We start from the raw sequence: 22,469 nt of genomic DNA on the forward strand, positions 1-22,469 counted from the left end.
GGCAGCAGCCGTGCCCAACGCCGCACCAGCCACGCCGAGCCCTGCTCCGGGCATCGTGAAAGAGAAACCCGCAAAAACCAACTCACGCGAAGGAAAAATCAGGAAGAAGTTGAACAGAACATCCAGCGCGCACATCACCACGCCAAGCAGACTGGGCACATGCATGTTACCGCTGCACCGAAGCATACCGCCCGACAAGAAATTGATCTGCAAAGCAGGCAAAAAGAGCGAGAAGATGAAAAAATAAAGAGTGGCATCGGAATGAATGGATGCATCGCCTCCCAGCCAGACAGGCAACACCGGACTGACTGCCATCCCAACGATAGCCAGCAACAGGCTGAAAACAGAAGTAGCCGTCAACGCCTGCCGCAACAAGGCACGCGCACTATGCATGTCGCCGGCTCCGATCCGATGGGCCACCTGAACGGAAAATGCCGTCGAAGCAGCCGCGCATACCCCGGAGAAAAGCCAGGTCGTTGTAGACACCAGCCCAATGGAAGCAGATGCTTCGGCTCCCAGACTGCCGACCATCGCCGCATCGATATACTGCATGACGATGGAAGACAACTGCGCAATAACCGCCGGAATACTGAGCTGCACCGTCAGGCGCAACTGTTGTCCCAAGGTCAACGGTTGACCATTGCGGATCAGTGCAAGCAGCCCGTCGGCCTTTTTTAACTGAATCATTATCCGTTACACTTTCTGACAAGGTTATACATTCTTCCGAACGCCGACATTCGCCAAAGCTTCCGTGTCTTGTGCCGGCATAACATCACATCCCAACGAGCGGACAAAGCCTTGAAAACGCATCAAAGCGTCTTGCAGCACCGCACGCGGACAGGCGATGTTCCAACGCAGGAAGCCTTCCCCTTCCGCTCCGTACATGGTTCCACTATTCAGCCACAGCCCGGTTTCTTCGAGCAGACGCGACTGCAACGTCTCCGAAAGGATGTTCAGACTCCGGCAATCGGTCCATACCAGATAAGTCCCTTCCAGCTGCGTAACCGGAATGTGTGGCAGGTGCATGCGGAAGAATTCGCACAGATAGTCGTAATTACCTTTCAGATATTCCAGTAACTGCAACAGCCAGTCCTCCCCTTCGTTATAAGCAGCTATGGTGGCCTCGATGCCGAAAGGATTGACATCGCACACCTCGTTGATGTTAATGGCCCGATCAATACGCTGCCGGACAGCCTCGTCACGGGCGATGATGGTAGCAATCTGCAATCCGGCCAGATTGAACGATTTGCTCGGAGAAACGCAGGTCACCGAATTCCACAAATGGTCCTCACTGATGGAAGCAAACGGAGTATAGACATGCCCCGGAAACACCAGTTCGCAATGAATCTCATCTGCAATCACCTTCACCTGATTCTTCCGGCAGATTTCCCCGATGCGGCACAACTCATCGCGAGTCCATACGCGCCCTGCCGGATTATGAGGATTGCAAAGCAACATAAGTTTGACATTCTGGTCGGCCGTCTTGCGCTCCAGATCTTCAAAATCGATGTGATACGTACGGTTTTCGTATTTCAGCGGACTGGTCACAATCCGGCATCCGTTGTTGCAGATAGACGAAAAGAAACAATTATATACCGGTGTCTGTACCAGCACCCCGTCGCCCGGTTCCGTCAGCGCCTTGATGACTGCCGAAAGAGCCGGAACAACCCCGGACGTGTAAATCATCCAATCCTTCTCCACCTTCCAGCCATGACGGCGTCCGAACCAGCTGCTGACCGATTCGTAATAGGCATCCGGCACACGGACATAACCAAAAATGCCATGACGTACCCGCCGCTCCAAAGCATCGACAACAGCCGGAGCGGTGCGAAAATCCATATCTGCCACCCACAGGGGAAGTACTTCTTTGCCAGCCGGCGCACTGTCCCATTTATACGAATTCGTATGCCGCCGCGGCACAATCTCATCAAAGTTATATTTCATCGTCTGTTTGTTTTAATCGGTGAAGGAACGCCCGTCTCGCAGCCTGATCCGGCAATCTGCAGGCGCCTTGATGTTCGCATCCAAGGTGACCGAACCGATAGCGTCTGCCACAATCGTGCCCGAAGTAGGATTTTTGATATTGGTTATTGCCCCACGTATGTCGGCATGCAGCGTGCTGTACTCAAAGGCACGGTCGCAGTCAGGGCCAAACGTACAGTTTTCCAGCACCAGATCGTGCGCATAGCACAGTGGTTGCTCGCCGGTGATGTGGCAATTGACCAAACGGAGGTTTCTGGAATGCCATCCCAGATACTCGCCATTGAGCTCGGAATCGTAGATCGTCACATTCTCTACCTCCCAGAAAGCATCTTTGGTGGTGATCCTGGCGTTACGGATCTCTACGTTCTTCACATACTGGAATACATATTTACTGTCACTCTCCAAGCCGTCGACACGAATGTTGTTGCTGAACATGAACGGATAAGTTCCGCCATGCAGTTTGAGGTTCTTTACACGGATGCCGTTGCAACGCCAGAAGACCTCGTCTGCATCGTTCATCGTCACGTTCTCTATATCGATTTCTTCCATCTCGCGAAACATCTTGGGAGCGTCGATAACAGTGTCCTTCATCGTCAGATGATCGGAATACCACAAGGCAGAGCGTCCTCCTACATCGAAATAGCAACGCTCGATGGTGAAACCGTGTACGTGCCAGAAAGGATAATTTCCCTCGAAACGGCACTCGAAGGCTTCGATGTTGCTACACTCTTTTATGGCCGATTCTCCGGCACGGATGACTACATTCTCCAGACGGAGGTTGTGTGACTCGAATAAGGGACGTTCTCCTCCAAACTCGGTATCTCTAATAATATTCATAAACTAAATCTTTATGGTTGAATAATTATCAATGCTACAACTTCTCCGAGAAAGAGTTGCCTTGCCCGAACGCCTGCATGGCAGACCAGTTTCCTATCCTGCCACTGCCGATCGGCTTTCGGCCGGCAAAGATATAAAAAAACTGTTCGCAACGAACTCTCCTCGGGATGATTACCTGATGCAAAAATAGAAAGTTACCGGTAACGACATGGTATACAAATCCCCGTGATGCCTACCCCGATTACGGATTTCTTAAATCCCGGACTCCACCTCCCAACTTCCACACATGCCAACATCAAAAAAAGGCATTGTTTCAGCCTACAAAAGCATGCATTTGCACAAAGCCGTGCATGCCTGTTGTAATGGCTAAAACAATGCCTTTATCACATTCCCTGCATTCTCTGTCAGGGAATTCCTATTCGGAATGCTTTACCAAGCCCAGTCGTTGACATTGCAAGAACTTTCAACCTCATCCTCTATCACATCGGGCAGATTGCAGAAGAAGTCGAGACCGGTATTCACTTCCAGGTCGTCGATGCTTACTGCACAGGCTTTCAGCTGATCGGCAGTCGGCTTCTTGGGCCAGTCTTCCTTGTGTTCTACCCAGAAACCAATTGCATGGTAGGTGTCTCCCTTCTGTGCCAGGATAGCCATGAAGTAATACTTAGGACAAGCCAGACCTTTCGGGGTAAAACCGTTGGCATCGGTTGTCGGGAATTTACTGTCCGCAGCAGCTACGGAACCTTTGAAGTTGATCAAAAGGTTGTCTATCGTACCACCTTTGGTGATATACAGTTTGTCGTATACGTCCGACAGACAGGATGCTCCCCACTGCTGTACCTGTTCTTCCAAGCCTTGCCAGAAGCCCTGATTGAACGAAGAGAATTGCGGAGAGATATTCGTGTAATAGAATGTCTGCCAGTTGGCTTCTTCAGAGTAAGCACGATCGTTTGAAGCACACAAGTGACCCTTATCGTAGCCGTCGCTCTTGTGATTGGACTCTTCCGGCTGCTTGATTCCTTCGGGCAGTTCCGGATCCTGCGACCAGGCATCATCGGGAGCGCGTTGTACGTTCTTCTGAGCCGTAATCTTGTCGAAACTGAAAGCTACCCATGCAGCATGTTGCTTTTCTTCGTTCCACTCCAATGCATAATTCAGCATCTGTTCGCCGTTTGTTTCTACAAAATGAGCCACATAGTGATTGGCTGCATTCAGATAAGGAATCTCGTAAGACGTTACCGAAACATTGTCGCCTACAGCTGCATTGGCATTGCCATTCTCGCTCAGGTCACGGTCCTTGGAACTGTCGACGATGTATTCTATTGCTACATTATTGCCCTGAATATAGGCTACTCTCAGCTTCAGGAACGTATATTTCGTAGCTCCCTTGTAACGGGCCCAGTAGTTTTTACCTTCCACCACTTCGGCGGTTTCCTGCCAGGCATTGTCGGCCGGGACTCCGGTCATGCTTTCCAACGCCCCTTCGCCAGCCAGTACAAAGCGCCAGGCACTGCCCGTAAACTTCTTGTCCTGTATATAGAAAGGATTAGTGAATTCTTCCGTTTCGAAAACGCTGAAGCCTTCGTTACTGTTGGCATAGCCCTTCAGTATTACGGTAGAAGAGCCTTGCTGTGTGGTTTCGATATAACCGTTGGCAGGCACATCGGAGTCGTCATTACACCCGGTAAAACACAATCCGAGTGCCAAAACGAACATTAAAGATAACTTCTTCATCAAAATAGAGTTTTATTTATTAGTAATATCAAACTATATAACCGACAAAAAAAGGAGTTAGAGGAGCTGGGCTCCAGTAACTCCTCCTTTTATCTATTTAGCTTACGTCTTATTCCTTGATAGAAATATTCTTGATTTCTACTGTAGGAGCAACCGCAGCGGTACTCTTATAATGGAAAGCAAGACGGATCTTCTGGCCGACAAAGTGTGACAGGCTGACAGGCTCGATGGTGCTGAAATCCCAGCTTGTACCTTCAGGCCATCCGGTGATTTCCAATGTTTCCCATGTAGCTGTAGTAGCGTCACCCGAGAAGTTGGTAGAAATCTTGGCATTCAAGTGATTCTTCAGGTCGTTGCCTGACAAGAAATTGATTGCAATGTCGAATACCATCGTCGGAGCAACCGCCTTGGTCAAATCAATTTCCGGAGAAATCAACCAGCTTTCAGCCTCTTTATTACCACTTAAGTATCCGGATCCTTTCCAACCATAAGAATTGTCAAGCTTCCAAACAAACGACAAACCGGAGAGCTCGATATCCTGTGCAGTGAAGCCACCGCTTTCACCATTCAGTAAAGAAGACTCTAAATAAACACGAGCCTCTTCCCACTTGCCATCTGTCTTCTGGAAAGTGATGATGCTTGAAGAAGCTACAGTAGTTTGTGTCCATGCCGCACCGTCGTAAGTGAACTCGGTTGCTGCAATAGCACCGTCGCTATTGGAATTGTAAACAACGGTCACTACATCGTTTGTCTTAGCATAAGGATAAGTACGTTGCAGGTAAACCGGCAAAGTTTCAGCAGGCTTGCTTACGTAAGAGTATCCCATCTGCGTATAATCGGCAGGCTGCAATACAGCGATATCAGCAGCATCAGTAGAATACTTGCTCCATGATTGAGAAGAAGCGTTGTAACGGTAAACAGCAGAAGTATTCGGGGTGACAGAAGCACGGGTCATTGCCAATGCCGAACTAGCGACTTGATAATTAGTAGTAATCCAAACTGTTATAGTTTCTACTGAACCAAATCTAAAAGCCTCATCTATAGTAAAATACGGTAATACTGCATTCTCTGCAATTTCAATAGTAGGAGATACCAAATAAGATTCAGTGTCATGATTTGTATTATTCACATATCCATTTGCTATCCATCCGTAAGTTTTATCATTAGCCCATACATAATCAAGGCCTCCAGTATTTACATCGTAGATAGTAAAGCCACCCTCATCGCCTAACAATGAATTCTCGGCATATGTATATCCACCTACCTTGTCAGCAGAATATGAACCGTAAGAATAAGATGCTTCTCCGTCTTTATTTACATAATAGTTCAATTTTACACTCTTATTCTTAGCCACATTTGTAATCGAGAAAAGATCAGAACCTCCAGCAGAAGCTATGGTCCACTCGTATCCGTCCTCCCCCATCGTGTCGGCTACATTGAAGCTATCATAAGAACCTGACATATAGAGATATTTTCCTATTGCATTTTTCAATGCAAAACCATTTGCCGTAGCCTCGACACTCATGACACTGTATGCAGCATCAGCAGCAGAAATAACTCCGTCTGTCACAGTAATAGGATCAGGATACATATAACCATATGTATAATCGTCACCTGTTAAACGACCAAACGGGTAGTAATTATTATCAGCACCCAATGAAGCTATCACATATTCACCAGCACCAGTAAATCCTTTTGAAGTTTCAACTTTCTTAAATGATCCATCTTCTTGCTTCGAAAACAGATAAACATCCAGATAAGGAACAGAAAGAGCCTTGAAATTCTTCAATTCCCATTTAGCTCCTCCCTGAGCAGTACTTGTATATTTAAATCCAATATTAACACTTTGTCCTTTATATGCAGACAAATCTACAGCTCCCATATTGACATAGTTCCAGTTTTCACCTTTAGAACGTACTGGAATTGTAGCTAACTGTGTCCAAGTTGGTTCACTCGGAGTTTCTCCACTACCTCCGCCACCAATGCTAGGTTCTGTTTCCGAATATGCATAATTTACCACTAACATATCTCCATCTTTTGCATCAGGATTTACAGCCTTCAAAACAGATGAGATTTTACCTATAGACTTAGGAGAAAGAAAATTAGCTGTAACTTGATCCCCCCATATCAATTCATAATCGTCAGAAGTAAGGCTATAACTTTTAATGCCATTGAAGTCCTTCAGATATTCGGGCAGATTCTCAAAATTGTTATAATAGACCGTAACCTTGGAATTATCGTCCAGATAAGGGAACTTGCCGGAGATGAAAGTAGGCAAATACCATGCAGCCTGAGCATCTTCAGTAAAATACTTATTCGTTCCTACAGCTTTTAAAGCCTCCACATAAAATTTTCCTTCTGGATCCATCTTCAATGCATTCTCTTGATTAATACTGTTGCTAGCAATAAGCGAATAATCTGAATCAACCAGACGAAGGGTGTCATTCCGCACATCAGTAGGACGAGTCATTTCGTCGAGCCCAGCAAAGTTATCTTCATTGTAATCGCAACCGCCTAATGCGAGCAACGATGCCATTACGGGAATTATATATTTTCTTTTCATAAAATCGACTAACTTTAAAGATTAAAAATTAAGCTTCAGTCTTACACTGTACGTACGACCCCAGGCATAGAATACGCGGGCGTCTTCCCAGCTGTGCGAAGCACCATCGATCGCATCGGTAATATATTCCTGATCGAATACATTGTCTATATTACCATAAAGTGTCGCATTGATATTACCAATCTTGAAACGATATCTGGCGCTCAGGTCGAACACGTTTGCATCAGGAATTCTCCAAGGACTGTCGTATGACTTTTCGCCGTTGGCTACCAGATCGCTCGAATTGAATGACCACTCAGCATAGTTGCGTCCGTAGTAGTTCCAATCGATACCTACACTAAGGTCTTTCGTAATCTTGGCATCCAATCCCAAAGCAGCTGTTGTCTGTGCAGAGTTACCAACCTTGGTATCATTCAAGTGGATAGTCATTGAAGCATGATCTTCGGCCTGGATACCTGAAGCGTGAACAATTTCGCCTTCGCTTGTCCAGCTCTTTACAGGCTGACCGGTTGAATCGTAGAAGTAACCTTTAGCATCGCAATTCCAACGCCAGTATCCCATAGAGAACATACCACGAACATCCAACCATCTGAACGGTTTAGCAACCAAATCCAATTCAACACCCTGGTGGATAGCATTTACACCACTCATGTTGATACTGATACGATCGACAAACTCACCGTCACGGTTCTTCAAATCGATACCACGGCTCATGGTCTTGTTCAACCACTTCGTGTGATACAGGTTCAGGTTGGCAGTCAGATATTTCGAACGGAAGCCATAACCCAATTCTGCAGAGAATACTTTTTCATTAACCGCATCCGGGTTGGTCAGGTTGCTGGTTGTAGACTGCAGGAAAGCACCTCCCGAGAAGAAAGGAGCACGGCTGATATAACCAATGTTGGCAAAAACATTATGATTGTCAGTGAGGTTGTAGTTCAAACCGCCCTTGGCAGTCCATCCCAAGAAGTTTACAGTCTTAGACTTGGCATGATCGGCATCATAGTAGAAGCGGTCGTAACGCCAATAACCGGTGTTCGAGATAGAACCGGCAACAAAGGCACTCAGTTTGTCTCTGTTGTATTCGGCCTGTGCAAATACGCCTTCCTGTACGGTATAACCATCATAATCACGATAAACCACATCGCCTACCTGCAATTTCTTGTTAACAAAAGCATCGCCGGCTGCTGCGGCAGCATTATTAGCTTTTAATACATTCTGACGAGAGGAAGAGTCGATGTAATAGTCACCACCATAAAGGTCGCACAATTCATTGGTATGCACACCCTTATAATAACGGAAATCAACACCGCCATAGAAATCTACATATTCACCGAACTTTGTAGTATAAGTAGAAAGCAAACCAATCCAAGTGTGCTTGTTATAAGACTTAGACATGGCCATCTTCGAACCGGTATCGCTTTCCTGATTCAGCTTATAAATTTCGTCGTATGCGAAAGTACCGTCTTCGTGACGGAAAGTAGTGTTCAATGTACCATAAGAAGCACCATACCAGTTGCTTCTATCAGAAGAAGTAAAACCTTGACCGGCATATCCATAACCGTTACCGATAGATGCGTACAAAGCTGTACTCAAAGAAGAGTTACGGTTAATCTGCCACAAGTGATTCAAAGAAAGCTGCGGTTTGTGATAAGCATTGCGGGCAGAAGTCTTTCTTTCGCCATTCAAGCCATATCCGTAAGTCGGATTATACTTGTAGGGGCTGTCACCATTCATATACTTCTTTGCTACAGTCTGCCAGCCTTCAATAGTCAAACCGTCGTTGTTATTACGTTGGTTGTGCCACTGAGGAGCGCCGAAAGCTGTAAACGAAAGCTGATGGTTGTCGTTAATACGCTTTGCGATATTGATAAACCAGTTATAAGCCTCGTATTCGGTACCCTGAATGTATCCATCGGCCCAAGTCTTGGCACCCAGCAATGTCAATGCCCAACCAGACTTGCTCATACCTGTAGATACGTTAAACATGATCTTATTATAACCGTCATTTCCCATCGCATAAGAAACGGAACCACCTTTCTTTGCTTCTACAGAATTGGTCACAATATTGATAGAACCACCCACCGAAGGAGCAGATACTTTAGAAGCACCTAAACCACGTTGAGTCTGCATGCTGCGAGTCACGTCAGAAAGGCCGGCCCAGTTTGACCAATAAATACCTCCCCACTCCATATCGTTCATCGGCACACCATTGATCATTACCGCGATATTTTCGGATTCGAAACCACGCATGTTGATACGGGAGTCTCCAAAACCACCACCTTGCTTAGTAGCGTATACACCAGGAGTCGATTTCAAAATCTCAGGGAATTCCTTCGTACCTAACTTTTCTTCGATAAACACAGGCTCTACTGTCGACACAGCAACAGGAGTCTTTCGGGCAATAGCCACAGAAGAAGTAACGACTACGTCATTCAGCATCACAGCATCCGGCTGCATCTTAATGACTCCCAAATCAACAGAAGCGCCCTTCTGTGTGATTTTCTGTTTCAGGTCCTTGTAACCCACATACTTGAATACCAAAGTGGCATTCGGAGCAACGCCTTGCTTGAAATAACCGTCAATGTCGGTTACCGAACCTTGCGTAGTACCTTCTACCATAACGGCAGCTCCCACTAACGGTTCACCTGTTTCTGCGTCAACAAGTTGACCTTTTACTGTAGTCTGAGCCATCGCGTACGAGCTGAGCACAGACATCACAGCAACTAATAGGAAATGAATTAGATTTCTTCTCATAATCCTTCTTTTAGTTAATAGATAGTGTTAATTAAACATTAATTTATGTTCCGAGTTGCAAATATAACTAATTAAAACAAGATTTATATTACATTTATGCTACTTTTTTTAATGCCTCAAAAGGCTTTTTAAAATCCTTTTAATTCGCATTTACAGCCAGTTTTCCGTCCTTGCGCAAACCATATTTCAATCTGTAAGCCAACAGGCAAGGCTATTTACATTTTAACAGGAAAAAGCACTTTTGCAATGACGTTCTATAAAACAAAAAAAATCTCTTTTCATGATATTTGGACTCGGCTATTTTTCGGGATTATGCACTATTTATACCTAAAAGAATATCCCGTCTATTTGGTACACACGCCATAATAAAGACGAATACAACCAAACAAACGGGATATTTCCCAAATCCATTCAAGCAAGAAGAGCGTACCCTTCTTACCTCATGGGCCCCAATATTTAAACTATTCTATTCTTATTTCAATTGCTCAGCAACCTGCTTCAACAAGTTATTTGCATTATCCAGCATCTTCTTTTGAGCCGGTTTGTCAGCAGACAACAGCGGAACGAGTTTTTCCAGATATGTCTTAGCCTCCTTAAAGTCCTTATCGGCTTTTGCTGCTTCTTCATCGTATTTTGCACGGTCGGAAGTTGCCAGCGGAGTAGCTTTCTTCAGGATAGTGGCACCGTTGTTGAAATACAAAGCGCCCAAGCTGTACAATGCGTTTACGTTATTTTCCTGGAAAGCCAAAACCTGCTTGTAAGCTTCTTCGGCTTCTTCTACCTTACCAGCCTTTTGAGCGGTAATACCAGCGTTGATATAATAATTGGAATACAATTTGGTCAAAGTCTTATTTCCGGGAACTGCTTCCAAACCTTCTTTCAAAGTAGCTACATATTCATCGTTTTTCTTCAAGTCCTTCAAAGCACCAGCTTTTCCAATGTAAGCGTTGGCCAAGTTGTATTTCTTCTGAACGGCAATATCAAAATACTTAACGGCTTCTGCCGGTTTTTTAATTTTGTCGGCACAAACTCCACAGTTATAAGCGATTACAGAGTCTTGATTGTTGGTTTGCGTCAGATAAGTGCTGAATTTTGTGTAAGCTTCCTGATAGTTCTTTGCTTCCAGAGCTGCTTTACCTTCGTTAATCAATTTTGCAGGATCAGTAGCTTCCTGCGCAAAAAAAGTTGTAGCTGCACAACAAAGTGCAAGAGATAAAATTAATTTTTTCATATGCTTTAGTTGTTTTTAAATCGACTTCTCAAAAGTAACAGACAGAAAGCAACCATCAAAACCTTTTTAACTTTTTTGAGTTTTTTACGTTTGTTATAACAAACGTTATACAACGTAAATTTTCACATCCGTACAAATCATAAAATCCTGATATAAAACGATTAAGCAAGTAAGCATCCACACTGAAAGTGCTATTAAGAACTCTATTCAAGAAGAAAACAATAAAAAAAGTGGCTGCCGATTCTTTCTTTCTCAGAATCAACAGCCACTTTATTTATATTCCAACCGCTTCTTTCATTGATGAAAAGCGGTCGATTAAATTACCGGCACCTTAATGAATATCGATCACTCTTTTCGATTTTGCCTTCTCCTGCTCTGTATATTTAGGCAATTCTATGTTCAATACGCCATTCTCTACATGGGCAGCGATCTGTTCCTTATCAACATCTTCCGGCAGAATCATTGTCTGTTGGAACTTAGAGTAAGAGAACTCACGACGCAAGTAACGTCCCTCCTTCTTATCCTCTTCCTTACTCTCATTCTTCTTCTCCATTGTGATAACCAGATTGTTATCTTCGTCGATATGAACATTGAAGTCATCTTTTGTCATACCCGGAGCAGCCAACTCGACTTTATATTCTTTCTCTGTTTCGAACACGTTGATTGCAGGAGCTGTAGCATTTGCTTTTTCCATCCAATCGTTATCAAAAAAGTCATTAAAAATACTCGGTAACCAATTTTGATTTCTTCTAACAGGCATCATAGTTGTAATCTCCTATAGTTTAGTTTAACATTCCAATTAATTCTGAACAACCATTCTCGAAATCTCAAGCTTCGCACTTTCAAGCGACTTCTTTCGGAAGCACTCCCGAATGCTTCACTCTCGGTTTCTGAACCGTCGTTCGCTAGAGATATTGCAAACTATATGCCAAGAAAGAAAAAGCATATTCATTGACAATATGTCATCCATTTAATGACTATTCTACCGATTTTATGACATTTTGCTACTACTTCAAAGAAAACATTAATTTCAAGTCAGTTTAAAACGAATCCTCCAACGCTTGTCTTCTTCATTCCAATCATGGCTGATAATCTTGAAAACACCTATTTCAGACGTGTTAGCCACATGCTTCCCTATGCACAAACATTCGTCATAGTCTCCTACCTTAACGACACGCACTGTCGACGAAGCATCGTCGGGCAGGCGATTCAAATCGAACCGGCCTTCTGCCTCTTGTTGTGAAATGAACTCTGTAGTGACGGGCAAATGCGATTGTATCACTTCGTTCACAGCCTCTTCCAACCGTTTCACATCATCTTCCGTCGGACGCTGCTCCAGCCGGTAATCCAATTTACTCTTTTTGCGCTCAATGTGCGCCGATACAGAACGACCACAACCAAACAGACGAATCATTGTCTGGTTAACAATGTGTTCACAGGTGTGCATGGGAGGAAATTCCTCCTTATTATGCTCATTGAGCTGTATTTGCTGTTCTTCCATCTTAGTTTTAGTTTCTTGTTATTTTATCAGGATATAGAGTCAAAGATAGCCATATTTCTCATATAATTCGTGAAGAAAGTACTCTAAAATCCAAAATCTGAATATTTTTATCCAAAAACATTTGTAGATTTCATAAAAAAGCGTACCTTTGCACCGCAATTAAGGCTGGTTCCGTAGCTCAGCTGGATAGAGCAACGCCCTTCTAAGGCGTGGGTCTTGCGTTCGAATCGCAACGGAATCACAGAAAAAAGGAAGTCTGCAAAACACTGAAAACAGTTTTGAGGCTTCCTTTTCTGTTTCCTCTCATCAAGCCCCTACCCCGCCAGACACTTGTAATCCATTTATTGAACACTTGTGCAGTTCACCTCAGACACTTGTGTGGCTCGCATCGAGCACTTGCCTGAATTAGGGCTCAAGTACGATTCGGCAAGAAAACGCATCGGCACTGACAAAAAAAGGAGGATGTACAAACACCCTCCTTGCTTAAAACGTTACTCAAAACGTTTCGTATTTCTTATTTTGTTTTCTTCAATACAACTGCCGTACGCGCAGGTACATACAACTTCAGCCACTCTTTCTTCTCTTTCTTATAAAGAGGATCGGGCATGGTGAAATGTTTAATGGTATCGTCACTGAACCCATAGCCACCATAGGCAGGATTGTCAGTATTCAAAACTACTTCATAAGAACCTGCAGGTACCAGGAAGCCATAATCGGTGAACGACTGTTTAGGATTGAAGTTGAAAACAAACACAAGATCCTTACGCATATAAGCCAATATCTGATCACCATCGTTATGCCAGATTTCCTGTACAGGAGTATCCTGGAAATTTTTCATTCCCTTGATGACAGACAACATATCGACATCAAAATCGCCCATATAGTGATATGCCAGATTATGATTGTCGACCAAATCCCACTGACGGCGAGCATACTTGCACGACCATCCGTTACCTTCGCGTGGGAAATCGATCCATTCAGGATGACCGAACTCATTACCCATAAAGTTCAGATAACCACCATTGATGGTAGTAGCAGTAAGCAAACGAATCATCTTGTGAAGGGCAATACCGCGATGAACGCGATAGTTCTCGTCACCCTTCTGCATATGCCAATACATATCCGAATCGATCAGTCGGAAAATGATGGTCTTGTCGCCCACCAAGGCCTGGTCGTGGCTTTCGACATACGAAATAGTCTTTTCATCGCTACGACGATTGGTTACTTCCCAGAACATGCTGGAAGGCTTCCAGTCTTCATCAATCTTTTCCTTGATAGTCTTTATCCAGTAGTCGGGGATATTCATGGCCATCCGATAATCGAAGCCATATCCGCCATCTTCGTACTTGGCTGCCAAACCCGGCATACCTGATACTTCTTCAGCAATAGTGATAGCCAAAGGATTGACCTGATGAATCAGTCGGTTGGCAAGCGTCAGATAGCAGATCGCATTATCATCCTGATGTCCGTTAAAGTAGTCGCCATAGTTGCAGAAAGCTTCGCCCAAACCATGACTATAGTAAAGCATGGAAGTAACTCCGTCGAAACGGAATCCGTCGAAGTGGTACTCTTCGAGCCAGTATTTGCAATTAGACAGAAGGAAATGAAGCACTTCATTCTTTCCGTAATCGAAACACAGCGAATCCCAAGCCGGATGCTCATGACGATCGCCCGGATAGAAATACTGATTGGGATCGCCTGCCAGATTACCCAGTCCCTCGACCTCATTCTTTACGGCATGAGAATGGACAATATCCATGATTACGGCGATGCCCATGCTGTGAGCGGTATCAATAAGTTCCTTCAGTTCTTCGGGCGTACCAAAACGCGATGATGCAGCAAAGAAACTGGAAACATGATAGCCAAAGCTTCCATAGTATGGATGCTCCTGAATAGCCATAATCTGAATGCAGTTGTAACCATCCTTGGCTATACGCGGAAGCACATTTTCCTGAAATTCCTTATAAGTGCCAACCTTCTCCTCGCATTGAGCCATACCGATGTGGCACTCGTAAATCAACAGAGGCACATTTTTCACAGGCTTAAATGCCCGTTTTTTCATCTTATACGGTTTCTCGGGAGCCCAAACCTGTGCGCTGAAAATCTTTGTCTGCTCGTCCTGCACCACACGTGTAGCCCATGCAGGGATGCGTTCGCCCTGACCGCCTTCCCAATGTACCATCATTTTGTACAGGTCACCATGCTTCATGGCATTTGCAGGCAATTTGATTTCCCAATTACCATTGGCCTTGCGCTTCAGGCTATATTTCTTTTCTTCTTTCCAATTATTGAAAGTTCCGATTAAGAATATCTGAGTTGCGTTAGGAGCCCACTCACGAAATACCCATCCGTCGGCAGTACGATGCAAGCCAAAATACAAATAACCGGATGCGAAGTCCGACAAAGTATTCTTTCCCTTGTTGGTCAGTTCGGCTTCCTTGTCTATGGCATGCTGATGACGACCATTGATAGCGTCAGCATAAGGTTCAAGCCACGGGTCATTCTTTATCAAGTTCAATGTTTCCATAAAATACTATCTTAGGATTTTATACAGTCAGACTTTTATTTTCACAATAATTTTTTTCACTCCATCGGGTGTGATGCCGGGAGCATGACCATCCTGAGGGAAAAAGATGGCAAACATGCCAGGCTTGACAGTAATATAGCTTTCGGCAGGACCGTCAAAGAAGACAATATCCTTTTCCGCATTATAAGGTGTACTTACCGAAAGGCAATCCTGAACCGGCGTATACCCCATGATTTCATCTCCTGAAAGAGGAATCTGAATGTCTATATATTCCTGATGAGCTTCCAGTCGGGCCTGCTCTGAAGTTTTCGGCTGTGTCTGAGCCACATTTACCCAAAGCTCTTTACCCTTCAACTCTGTTTTTCCGACTTCCATATTCTTCAAATCGCACGATTTCAAGAATTCTGCCACCTGTGCAAACAACGGATGCAGAGAGACGTACTTTCCTATATGCTCCAATTTGTCTATTACCATAGTTTTAAGATGTTAGTTGGTTATTATCATATAAGCATTATTCATATTCGAACTCATCGATTGTATAGTTTATAAAGTCTGAAAAGCGTTTCATCTGCCTGAAAATATCATCGATGCGATCCAGACAATCCGGTTCAAAAAAGAAATGATCCGGCTGACTACAAGCCACTGTATATTCCTTGCATTGCAAATACTTCAAATAAGGATAATCTTTCGGAAAACCTTTGGGAGCGGTTTTCAGGAAAGTCTCTCCTACAACCGGAAAATACTGTTTGAAGAGAGGATCTTCTACAATACTGCGATACTCTGTCATATTGTCGTACACCGCCTGCCTTATAGCACGTAACAAAGGCGACGGCAAACAATAACTGCCTCCTGCCAGCAGACAATTGTCCGGCTGCAAATGCACATAATATCCGCAATGATAAGACTTTTTCCCTTTTGCGTTGATATACCCCCCAAAATGTATCTTATAAGGAGTCTTGTCCTCTGAAAAACGGGTATCTCTATAAATCCGATAGGTGCAGTCTTTAGGCTCCAGACACCGGACACTCTCGTCGAACAGGGCAATCCGAGAGATAACCGCAGAAAGTAAATGATCGAACTCGCTACGGGCGGCCTCATAGTAATCGCGGTGCGCATTGAACCATTCGCGATTATTGTTTGCGGCCAAATCTTTCAAAAATTGGAATATAACGGAAATATCCATATCATTCTTCTTTTATTTGACAAACTTACAAATAAAATTTTGAAGAAACTAAAAAAGTACACAAAAAATAGAAACTGCCCGCATACACCAACCTGCCCGAAACATTGCGACAAACACCCGAACACAAAAAAGACTGCATCAGCAAAATCTGTCATTGACACTTTGCCGACGCAGCCTATTCTTTTATCAGGACAGGAAACCCCAATCCTGATTATCGTTTACTTCGTATCAGATAAACCAACGAACGTAACAGAAATCTTGACGATGAGGCAGATCCGGATTCTTGGGGAACATACGATATGCTACCTTAAAGCTTCCAGCATTCTCCAACTTGTGACTTACACGGAAAGTATAGAGATTACCTTCCTTCTTCACTACTTCGAACGGTTCTACAGAGTATACGTGCTGCTTACCATCGGCTGCAGTATAGGTAGTAACCAATTCCAAACCAATAGCGTCGTCCAAGCCTTTCTCATCTATTACATAAGTAATGGTATATTCCTTACCGCTTTCGATAGATCCTTGTCTAACTTCTTTAGACTTTTCACTCGAAACAATCTCGATGCTATCCCACTTTTCAGCCACAGTTTCTTTCCATGCGGCAATTTCCTTGGCTTTCGCATAACCGTTGGCTTCCAGCAAATGGAAACGTTTGGCTTCCTTATTGTAGAACTTGCTATAGTAATCGTCCAGCAGACGCTTCATTGTATAGTGAGGTGCAACCTGAGCGATAGAATTCTTGATCGTCTTGATCCAGCCTTCAGAATATCCCTTCTTGTTGCGAGCATAGTACAAAGGCAGAATTTCAGTTTCCAGGATACTGTAGATAGTAGCAGCATCGAGCTGATCCTGATGTTCCTGGTTCTGATAAGTGCGTTTCTCGGTCAAAGCCCAACCAGCACCTTCGCGATAGCCTTCGAGCCACCAACCGTCGAGTACAGAGAAATTGACTACACCATTCATCAATGCCTTTTCGCCAGATGTACCAGATGCTTCGAGCGGACGAGTCGGTGTATTCAACCAAATGTCAACACCCGAAATAAGACGACGTGCCAATTGCATATCGTAGTTCTCAAGGAAGATGATCTTACCCAAGAACTCAGGGCGACGAGAGATTTCGATAATCTTCTTGATCAATCCCTGGCCGGCACCATCGTGCGGGTGAGCTTTACCAGTGAAGAGAAACTGAACAGGATAGTCGGGGTTGTTCACAATCTTGGCCAGACGATCCAGGTCGGTGAACAGCAGGTGAGCACGCTTGTAAGTAGCGAAACGACGACCGAATCCAATCAGCAATGCATTCGGATTGATCTTGTCGAGCAGAGATACGATGCGCGAAGGATCACCCTGATTCTTCAGCCAGCTTTCACGGAACTGACGGCGGATGTAGTCAATCAGCTTGTTCTTCAATCCCATGCGGGTCTTCCAGATCTCTTCATCGGGCACATTGTAAATGGCTTCCCAGATCTTTGCATTCGACTGGTCGAACCAGAAGTTTTCGTCGAAGTGAGCAGCATAAAGCTGTTTCCACTCGGTTACACTCCATGTCGGGAAGTGTACACCGTTGGTTACATAACCTACGTGCATTTCTTCGGGGAAGTAGCCCTTCCAGATAGGTGCAAACATTTCTTGCGATACTTTTCCGTGCAACCAGCTTACGCCGTTGACTTCCTGAGAAGTGTTGCAGGCAAAGATAGACATACAGAAGCGCTCGCCCTTGTCGCCCGGATTGTTGCGGCCCAAGTCCATCAGTTCATCCCAAGTGATACCCATTCTTGAAGGATAGCCTCCCATGTACTTACCGAACAGGCCTTCGTCGAAATAATCGTGACCGGCAGGCACAGGTGTATGAACGGTGTAAAGCGAAGAAGCACGAACCAATTCGATAGCCTGGTTGTAAGTCAGTCCTTCGGCTACATAGTCGCAGATACGCTGAACATTGATAAGAGCAGCATGTCCTTCGTTGCAGTGATAGATATCTTTCTTGATACCCAACTTCTTCAGTGTCAGGATACCACCGATACCCAACAGGATTTCCTGTTTCAGACGGTTTTCCCAGTCGCCACCATAAAGCTGATGAGTAATAGAACGATCGAACTCGCTATTCATTTCGTTGTCCGTATCAAGCAGATACAGAGAAACACGACCTACGTTTACTCTCCATACATAAGCATGTACATAATAGTCGAGATAAGGTACATCGACAATTACTTGCTGACCGTTTTCATCGAGCACACGGTCGATAGGCAACTGGCCGAAGTTCTGTGCCTCGTAATTGGCAATCTGCTGGCCGTCCATCGACAGTGTCTGAGTGAAATAGCCATAACGATAGAGGAAACCTACCGCGCACAAGTCGACATTGCTGTCCGAAGCTTCCTTCAGATAGTCGCCGGCCAGTACACCCAAACCGCCTGAATATATTTTAAGAACATGGTTCAAACCATACTCCATACTGAAATAGGCTACAGAAGGACGTTTTTTGTCCGGCTCTACATCCATATAAGTACGGAACTTGGAGTAAACCGCTTCCAATCTGCGAAGAATTACTTTATCATTTGCCAATGCTTCAAGTTTGGCAAAACTCATACGTTCCAATAGTAGAACGGGATTTTGTCCCACTTCTTTCCAAAGAGCCGGATCAAGGTCTTTAAACAACTCAGTAGCTTCATAGTTCCACGACCACCAGATGTTTCGTGCCAATTCAGACAACTTCTCCAGTTCTTCAGGAATATGAGATTTCACATTCACTTCCCTCCAATTCGGAGTGTTTACATTACTAACTTTAATCTTCATTGTATGATAACTTGATTGATAAATAATTACGTTAACCCAACTGACGCTTCATGGCATTGCGCAAGGCAACGTCATAAGCCTCATAATAATATTGTATAAAGTGCTTCCATAAAGCCTGTTCGGCTACCTGGCTTGCTCTTTTACGTATTTCTTTGATTTCGGATTCGGTCTTAGCCGAGAACGCCGATATGGTATCTTTGATGCCGTCGGCCACTTCCGAATAATTATAGTCCGAGCGATGCAACACTTCTACGCCGTCGTCGATGCCATGCTGGTTCTTCAAACTTTTTACCCAAAGCCCGAAGCCGGCAAGGTCGGTTGTAACGGTGGGCACATGGAAAGCCACACTCTCCAGCGGCGTATATCCCCACGGCTCGTAATACGAAGGATAGACGCTGAGGTCCTCGCCCAGAATGACGTCATAATAATGTTTGTTCAGGATACCGTCTTTTCCATCCAGATAGCAGGGCACGAAGATAACCTTTACCTTATCTTCTACCCGATTGCCCATGCCCAGATATTTCAACATGTCAAGCACCTGGTCGTGCGTCATGTTTCTCAGCCAATGGGTGATAAAGGGGCATTCGAGCGGAGTATCGTATTTGCCGTCTTTCTTTTTCAAACGGGCTTGAAGGTCTTCGCGCGGATCGCCTACCCATCCGGGCACATTGACAAAGGCCAGTACTTTCTTTTTCAGATTCTTATCACGATTCAGGCGATTCAATGATTCCAGAAAGACATTGATACCCTTATTCTTAAATTCATAGCGTCCGCTCGTACCGATAATCAGTGTATCATCATCCAGGTTGTCGCCCAACAGGCAATTGGCTACACGCAGCATCAGGGCGCGTGCGCGCTTGCGCTTACCTGTAAAAGTAGCCCCCTTCGGAACAAAATCGTTTTCGAATCCGTTCATCAGAATGACATCGGCCGACTTGTCGAGCAACTCGCGGCATTCGTTATTGGTAATCTCGCTGACGGTTGTAAAGCAATCGACGTTGTGGGCGGTCTGCTTCTCGATGGAATGCTTGGATTGCATATTCAGTTCGACCGCCATCTGATCGCCGTTGTAAGCGAAGAGATAATCGTACAGCGGCTTGTCATTGCCTGCAATCGAACGTCCTATCGAAGTGGCGTGTGTAGTAAAAATGGTTGCTATCTCGGGAACAGCCGTTTTCAGATAAAGGGCTCCCATGCCTGTCATCCATTCGTGTGCCTGAAAAACTACCTTGTCGGCTGTCGTCAGGTTGTAGCGATAAAAACTTTCCACAACACGGCCAGCCGCATAAGCAAACATAGACGCTTCGTCATAATCGCCATACGCATGCAGGGAATCAACCTGATAGCGATTCCACATTTCGGTATAAATTTCATTCTTCTGTGAATAAAAAGGCTGGAAGTCAACGAGTATGACAATCGGTTCGCCAGGAATCTGCCAACGGCCTACACGCACTGCGAGCTGATCTTTCTCTGTCGCATGTTTTTTCCATGCCGCACATAAATTGTCTGATTCGACAAACAGGGGATTTTCCTTTCCCTGCCAGAAATCAGGCCCTATAAAGATCACTCTGTCACGAAACTTATTTTGTAAAGTATTTGCCCTTGTCGACAAAACCGTATAAATACCACCTACTTTATTACATACCTCCCAACTTGCTTCAAAGATATAATCGGGGGTCAGTAGTTCTCTAGTCATATATGTCATTATATCTCAACTTTATTGTGCCCGCAAAAATACATATTATTCTTTGAAAAATAGTTTTTTAACTAAAAAAACTAATGATAACAATCCGCAAACGCCCCTACAAAACGGTACAGCGGCATTCAAAGCCTTTTTAAAATCTCATTTACGAGACATAAATGTAACATGTTTATGGCATCCATGCGATTCGGCTGATTTCAGAAACAAAGCCAGCAGCTCGCTATTGGCTTTTCCGTTTATGGCGAGTTCTCTTTTTTCTTCAAAGAAATTGAGCGAACAAGAACATTCGCCACAAATATCCACCCCCACAACGGCTTCTTTTTTCAGGATAATGCCCAGCAAACTTTCGAGTTCGTCCAGTGTAAGTGAGCCCTGATCCCAATTGGTAGCGGCCGATGCTCCGTTCAACACATCCTTATCGACGGATATATAAACGGGGCAATCGACATGTTCTTCCGAAAAACGGTTCCAGCCCTCTTCATGCGATAAGTCGGTTTCGCTATAACACTTCACCTTGTCGCCATAGCCCGTCGTCATGGCTTCGACCAGCGGTTCGGCAGCCCCCACGATGAACACTTTATGCAGAAAAGAGTTGGTTTCGAGCACATCCTTCACCCACGATCCACACGATAGCATATCCTCGAACAATGTAGGCTGCATGTCGGGGTGATGATCGAAAACGACCAACGAGAAAGGTTCACGAATTTTATCCGTCCACAATTTGCTCAGATAGTGATAGTTGCCCGAATCGATAAAGTGAATGCCCTCGGGCGAAAACGAAGCGATCTTCTCTTCGAGCCGACGACGGGCATCGACATCGCAATAGCAATCCACACCGTTCAGGTCGGTGCAGTCAATCCATCGGAAGCGGCGATTCTTTATGAAGTTCTCTTCTTCGTAAACGTGAGTGAAATTCATCAGGATGATGTTTGGCTTCATCGGCATCCTCCTTCCATGGTAATGGCCACCTTGATTACTCCATCCGCACGGTTTTCGAACAGGAGGTAAGCTTCTTCAATGTCGGAGAGCGGAAAACGGTGGGTGATGAGCGGTGTGGTATCTATCTTTCCCTGTTCGATCAGACGGAGTATCTCGGCGCAATCGCATCCATCCACTCCACCCGTCTTGAAAGTCAGATTCTTACCATACATATCGGGCAGCGGAAGCACCTGCGGACGGTCGTAGAGGGCTACGACGGTGACCACAGCATTGGGGCGTGCGCACTGCCATGCCAGGCGAAAGCTATCGTCCGAACCTGCTACTTCTATTACCACATCGGCGCCTCCATGAAGGCTGTGCGCAAGTACAAAGTCCTGACACGCATCGGGTTCCGTCACCAACACATCAGGATAGTGTTCTTCGACAAAGCGTCTTCTTTCGGCCGACTTCTCGCAGACAATGATGCGCCGAGGCTGCTTCAAAAGGGCGCAAAGCAAGGTGCAGATGCCCGTCGGACCTGCTCCGATAAGCAGCACTGTATCATCGGGCTTAATCTCGGATATGCGGGCTGCCCAATAACCTGTAGCCAGAATATTGCCCACGAAAAGAGCCTGTTCGTCGCTCACCGAGTCGGGGATGCGGTTCAGCCCTTGATCGGCATAGGGAACACGCACGTATTCGGCCTGTCCACCGTCGATGCGGCAGCCCAACGCCCAACC

16 protein-coding genes and 1 tRNA gene are annotated in these 22,469 nt (G+C 45.0%); 1 reads left to right on the forward strand and 16 read right to left on the reverse strand.

Annotated elements, in window-relative coordinates:
* The 9 genes from QVP67_RS07860 to QVP67_RS07900 all read right to left on the reverse strand — a co-directional run.
* The coding region (locus QVP67_RS07860; protein WP_288180024.1) for an MATE family efflux transporter at window positions 1-687 on the reverse strand (687 nt) is incomplete at its 3' end.
* Between the two features lie 24 nt (window positions 688-711).
* The gene (locus QVP67_RS07865; protein ID WP_022163022.1) at window positions 712-1,944 is read right to left on the reverse strand and encodes a MalY/PatB family protein; all 1,233 of its coding nucleotides are present in this window, start codon (window positions 1,942-1,944) and stop codon (window positions 712-714) included.
* Window positions 1,945-1,956: 12 nt separating this feature from the next.
* Window positions 1,957-2,820: a DUF3737 family protein gene (locus QVP67_RS07870; protein WP_022163023.1), complete on the reverse strand. Its 864-nt coding sequence runs from the start codon at window positions 2,818-2,820 to the stop codon at window positions 1,957-1,959.
* 429 nt (window positions 2,821-3,249) lie between these two features.
* Window positions 3,250-4,554, reverse strand: a complete 1,305-nt coding sequence (locus QVP67_RS07875; protein ID WP_022163024.1) for a DNA/RNA non-specific endonuclease — start codon at window positions 4,552-4,554, stop codon at window positions 3,250-3,252.
* A 109-nt stretch (window positions 4,555-4,663) separates the two neighbouring features.
* Window positions 4,664-7,117, reverse strand: coding sequence for a choice-of-anchor J domain-containing protein (locus tag QVP67_RS07880; protein ID WP_022163025.1), 2,454 nt, complete (start codon window positions 7,115-7,117; stop codon window positions 4,664-4,666).
* 21 nt (window positions 7,118-7,138) lie between these two features.
* The gene (locus QVP67_RS07885; protein WP_022163026.1) at window positions 7,139-9,874 is read right to left on the reverse strand and encodes a TonB-dependent receptor; all 2,736 of its coding nucleotides are present in this window, start codon (window positions 9,872-9,874) and stop codon (window positions 7,139-7,141) included.
* 472 nt (window positions 9,875-10,346) lie between these two features.
* The gene (locus QVP67_RS07890; protein WP_022163027.1) at window positions 10,347-11,105 is read right to left on the reverse strand and encodes a tetratricopeptide repeat protein; all 759 of its coding nucleotides are present in this window, start codon (window positions 11,103-11,105) and stop codon (window positions 10,347-10,349) included.
* 331 nt (window positions 11,106-11,436) lie between these two features.
* Entirely contained in the window at window positions 11,437-11,868 is a 432-nt protein-coding gene (locus tag QVP67_RS07895) for an Hsp20/alpha crystallin family protein (protein ID WP_205410643.1), read from the reverse strand.
* Window positions 11,869-12,135: 267 nt separating this feature from the next.
* Window positions 12,136-12,606 carry a threonine/alanine tRNA ligase second additional domain protein gene (locus tag QVP67_RS07900; protein ID WP_022163029.1) on the reverse strand — a complete coding sequence of 157 codons (471 nt, stop codon included), beginning with the start codon at window positions 12,604-12,606 and terminating at the stop codon, window positions 12,136-12,138.
* Between the two features lie 167 nt (window positions 12,607-12,773).
* Between QVP67_RS07900 and QVP67_RS07905 the strand changes: the two genes are divergently transcribed.
* Window positions 12,774-12,847 (forward strand) — tRNA-Arg (locus QVP67_RS07905).
* Window positions 12,848-13,120: 273 nt separating this feature from the next.
* Here QVP67_RS07905 and QVP67_RS07910 read toward each other — a convergent pair.
* The 7 genes from QVP67_RS07910 to QVP67_RS07940 form a co-directional block, all read right to left on the reverse strand.
* On the reverse strand, window positions 13,121-15,133 hold the full coding sequence (locus tag QVP67_RS07910; RefSeq protein WP_022163030.1) for an alpha amylase C-terminal domain-containing protein: 2,013 nt from the start codon (window positions 15,131-15,133) through the stop codon (window positions 13,121-13,123).
* 27 nt (window positions 15,134-15,160) lie between these two features.
* Window positions 15,161-15,607 (reverse strand): YhcH/YjgK/YiaL family protein, encoded by a 447-nt coding sequence (locus tag QVP67_RS07915; RefSeq protein WP_022163031.1) that lies wholly within the window; start codon window positions 15,605-15,607, stop codon window positions 15,161-15,163.
* Window positions 15,608-15,644: 37 nt separating this feature from the next.
* Entirely contained in the window at window positions 15,645-16,316 is a 672-nt protein-coding gene (locus QVP67_RS07920; protein ID WP_022163032.1) for a DUF2461 domain-containing protein, read from the reverse strand.
* Between the two features lie 228 nt (window positions 16,317-16,544).
* A complete protein-coding gene (locus QVP67_RS07925) occupies window positions 16,545-19,109 on the reverse strand; it encodes a glycosyltransferase family 1 protein (RefSeq protein WP_022163033.1) in 2,565 nt (854 codons plus the stop codon).
* Window positions 19,110-19,140: 31 nt separating this feature from the next.
* A complete protein-coding gene (locus QVP67_RS07930; protein ID WP_071150745.1) occupies window positions 19,141-20,805 on the reverse strand; it encodes a glycogen/starch synthase in 1,665 nt (554 codons plus the stop codon).
* Window positions 20,806-20,952: 147 nt separating this feature from the next.
* The gene (locus tag QVP67_RS07935; protein WP_022163035.1) at window positions 20,953-21,750 is read right to left on the reverse strand and encodes an arginase family protein; all 798 of its coding nucleotides are present in this window, start codon (window positions 21,748-21,750) and stop codon (window positions 20,953-20,955) included.
* On the reverse strand, window positions 21,747-22,469 hold a 723-nt coding region (locus tag QVP67_RS07940; RefSeq protein ID WP_288180025.1), incomplete at its 5' end, for a zinc-binding dehydrogenase. The genes QVP67_RS07940 and QVP67_RS07935, both read right to left, overlap by 4 nt.

This window comes from Bacteroides sp. CAG:633 (assembly GCF_000435115.1).
Classification (GTDB): domain Bacteria; phylum Bacteroidota; class Bacteroidia; order Bacteroidales; family Bacteroidaceae; genus Bacteroides; species Bacteroides ndongoniae.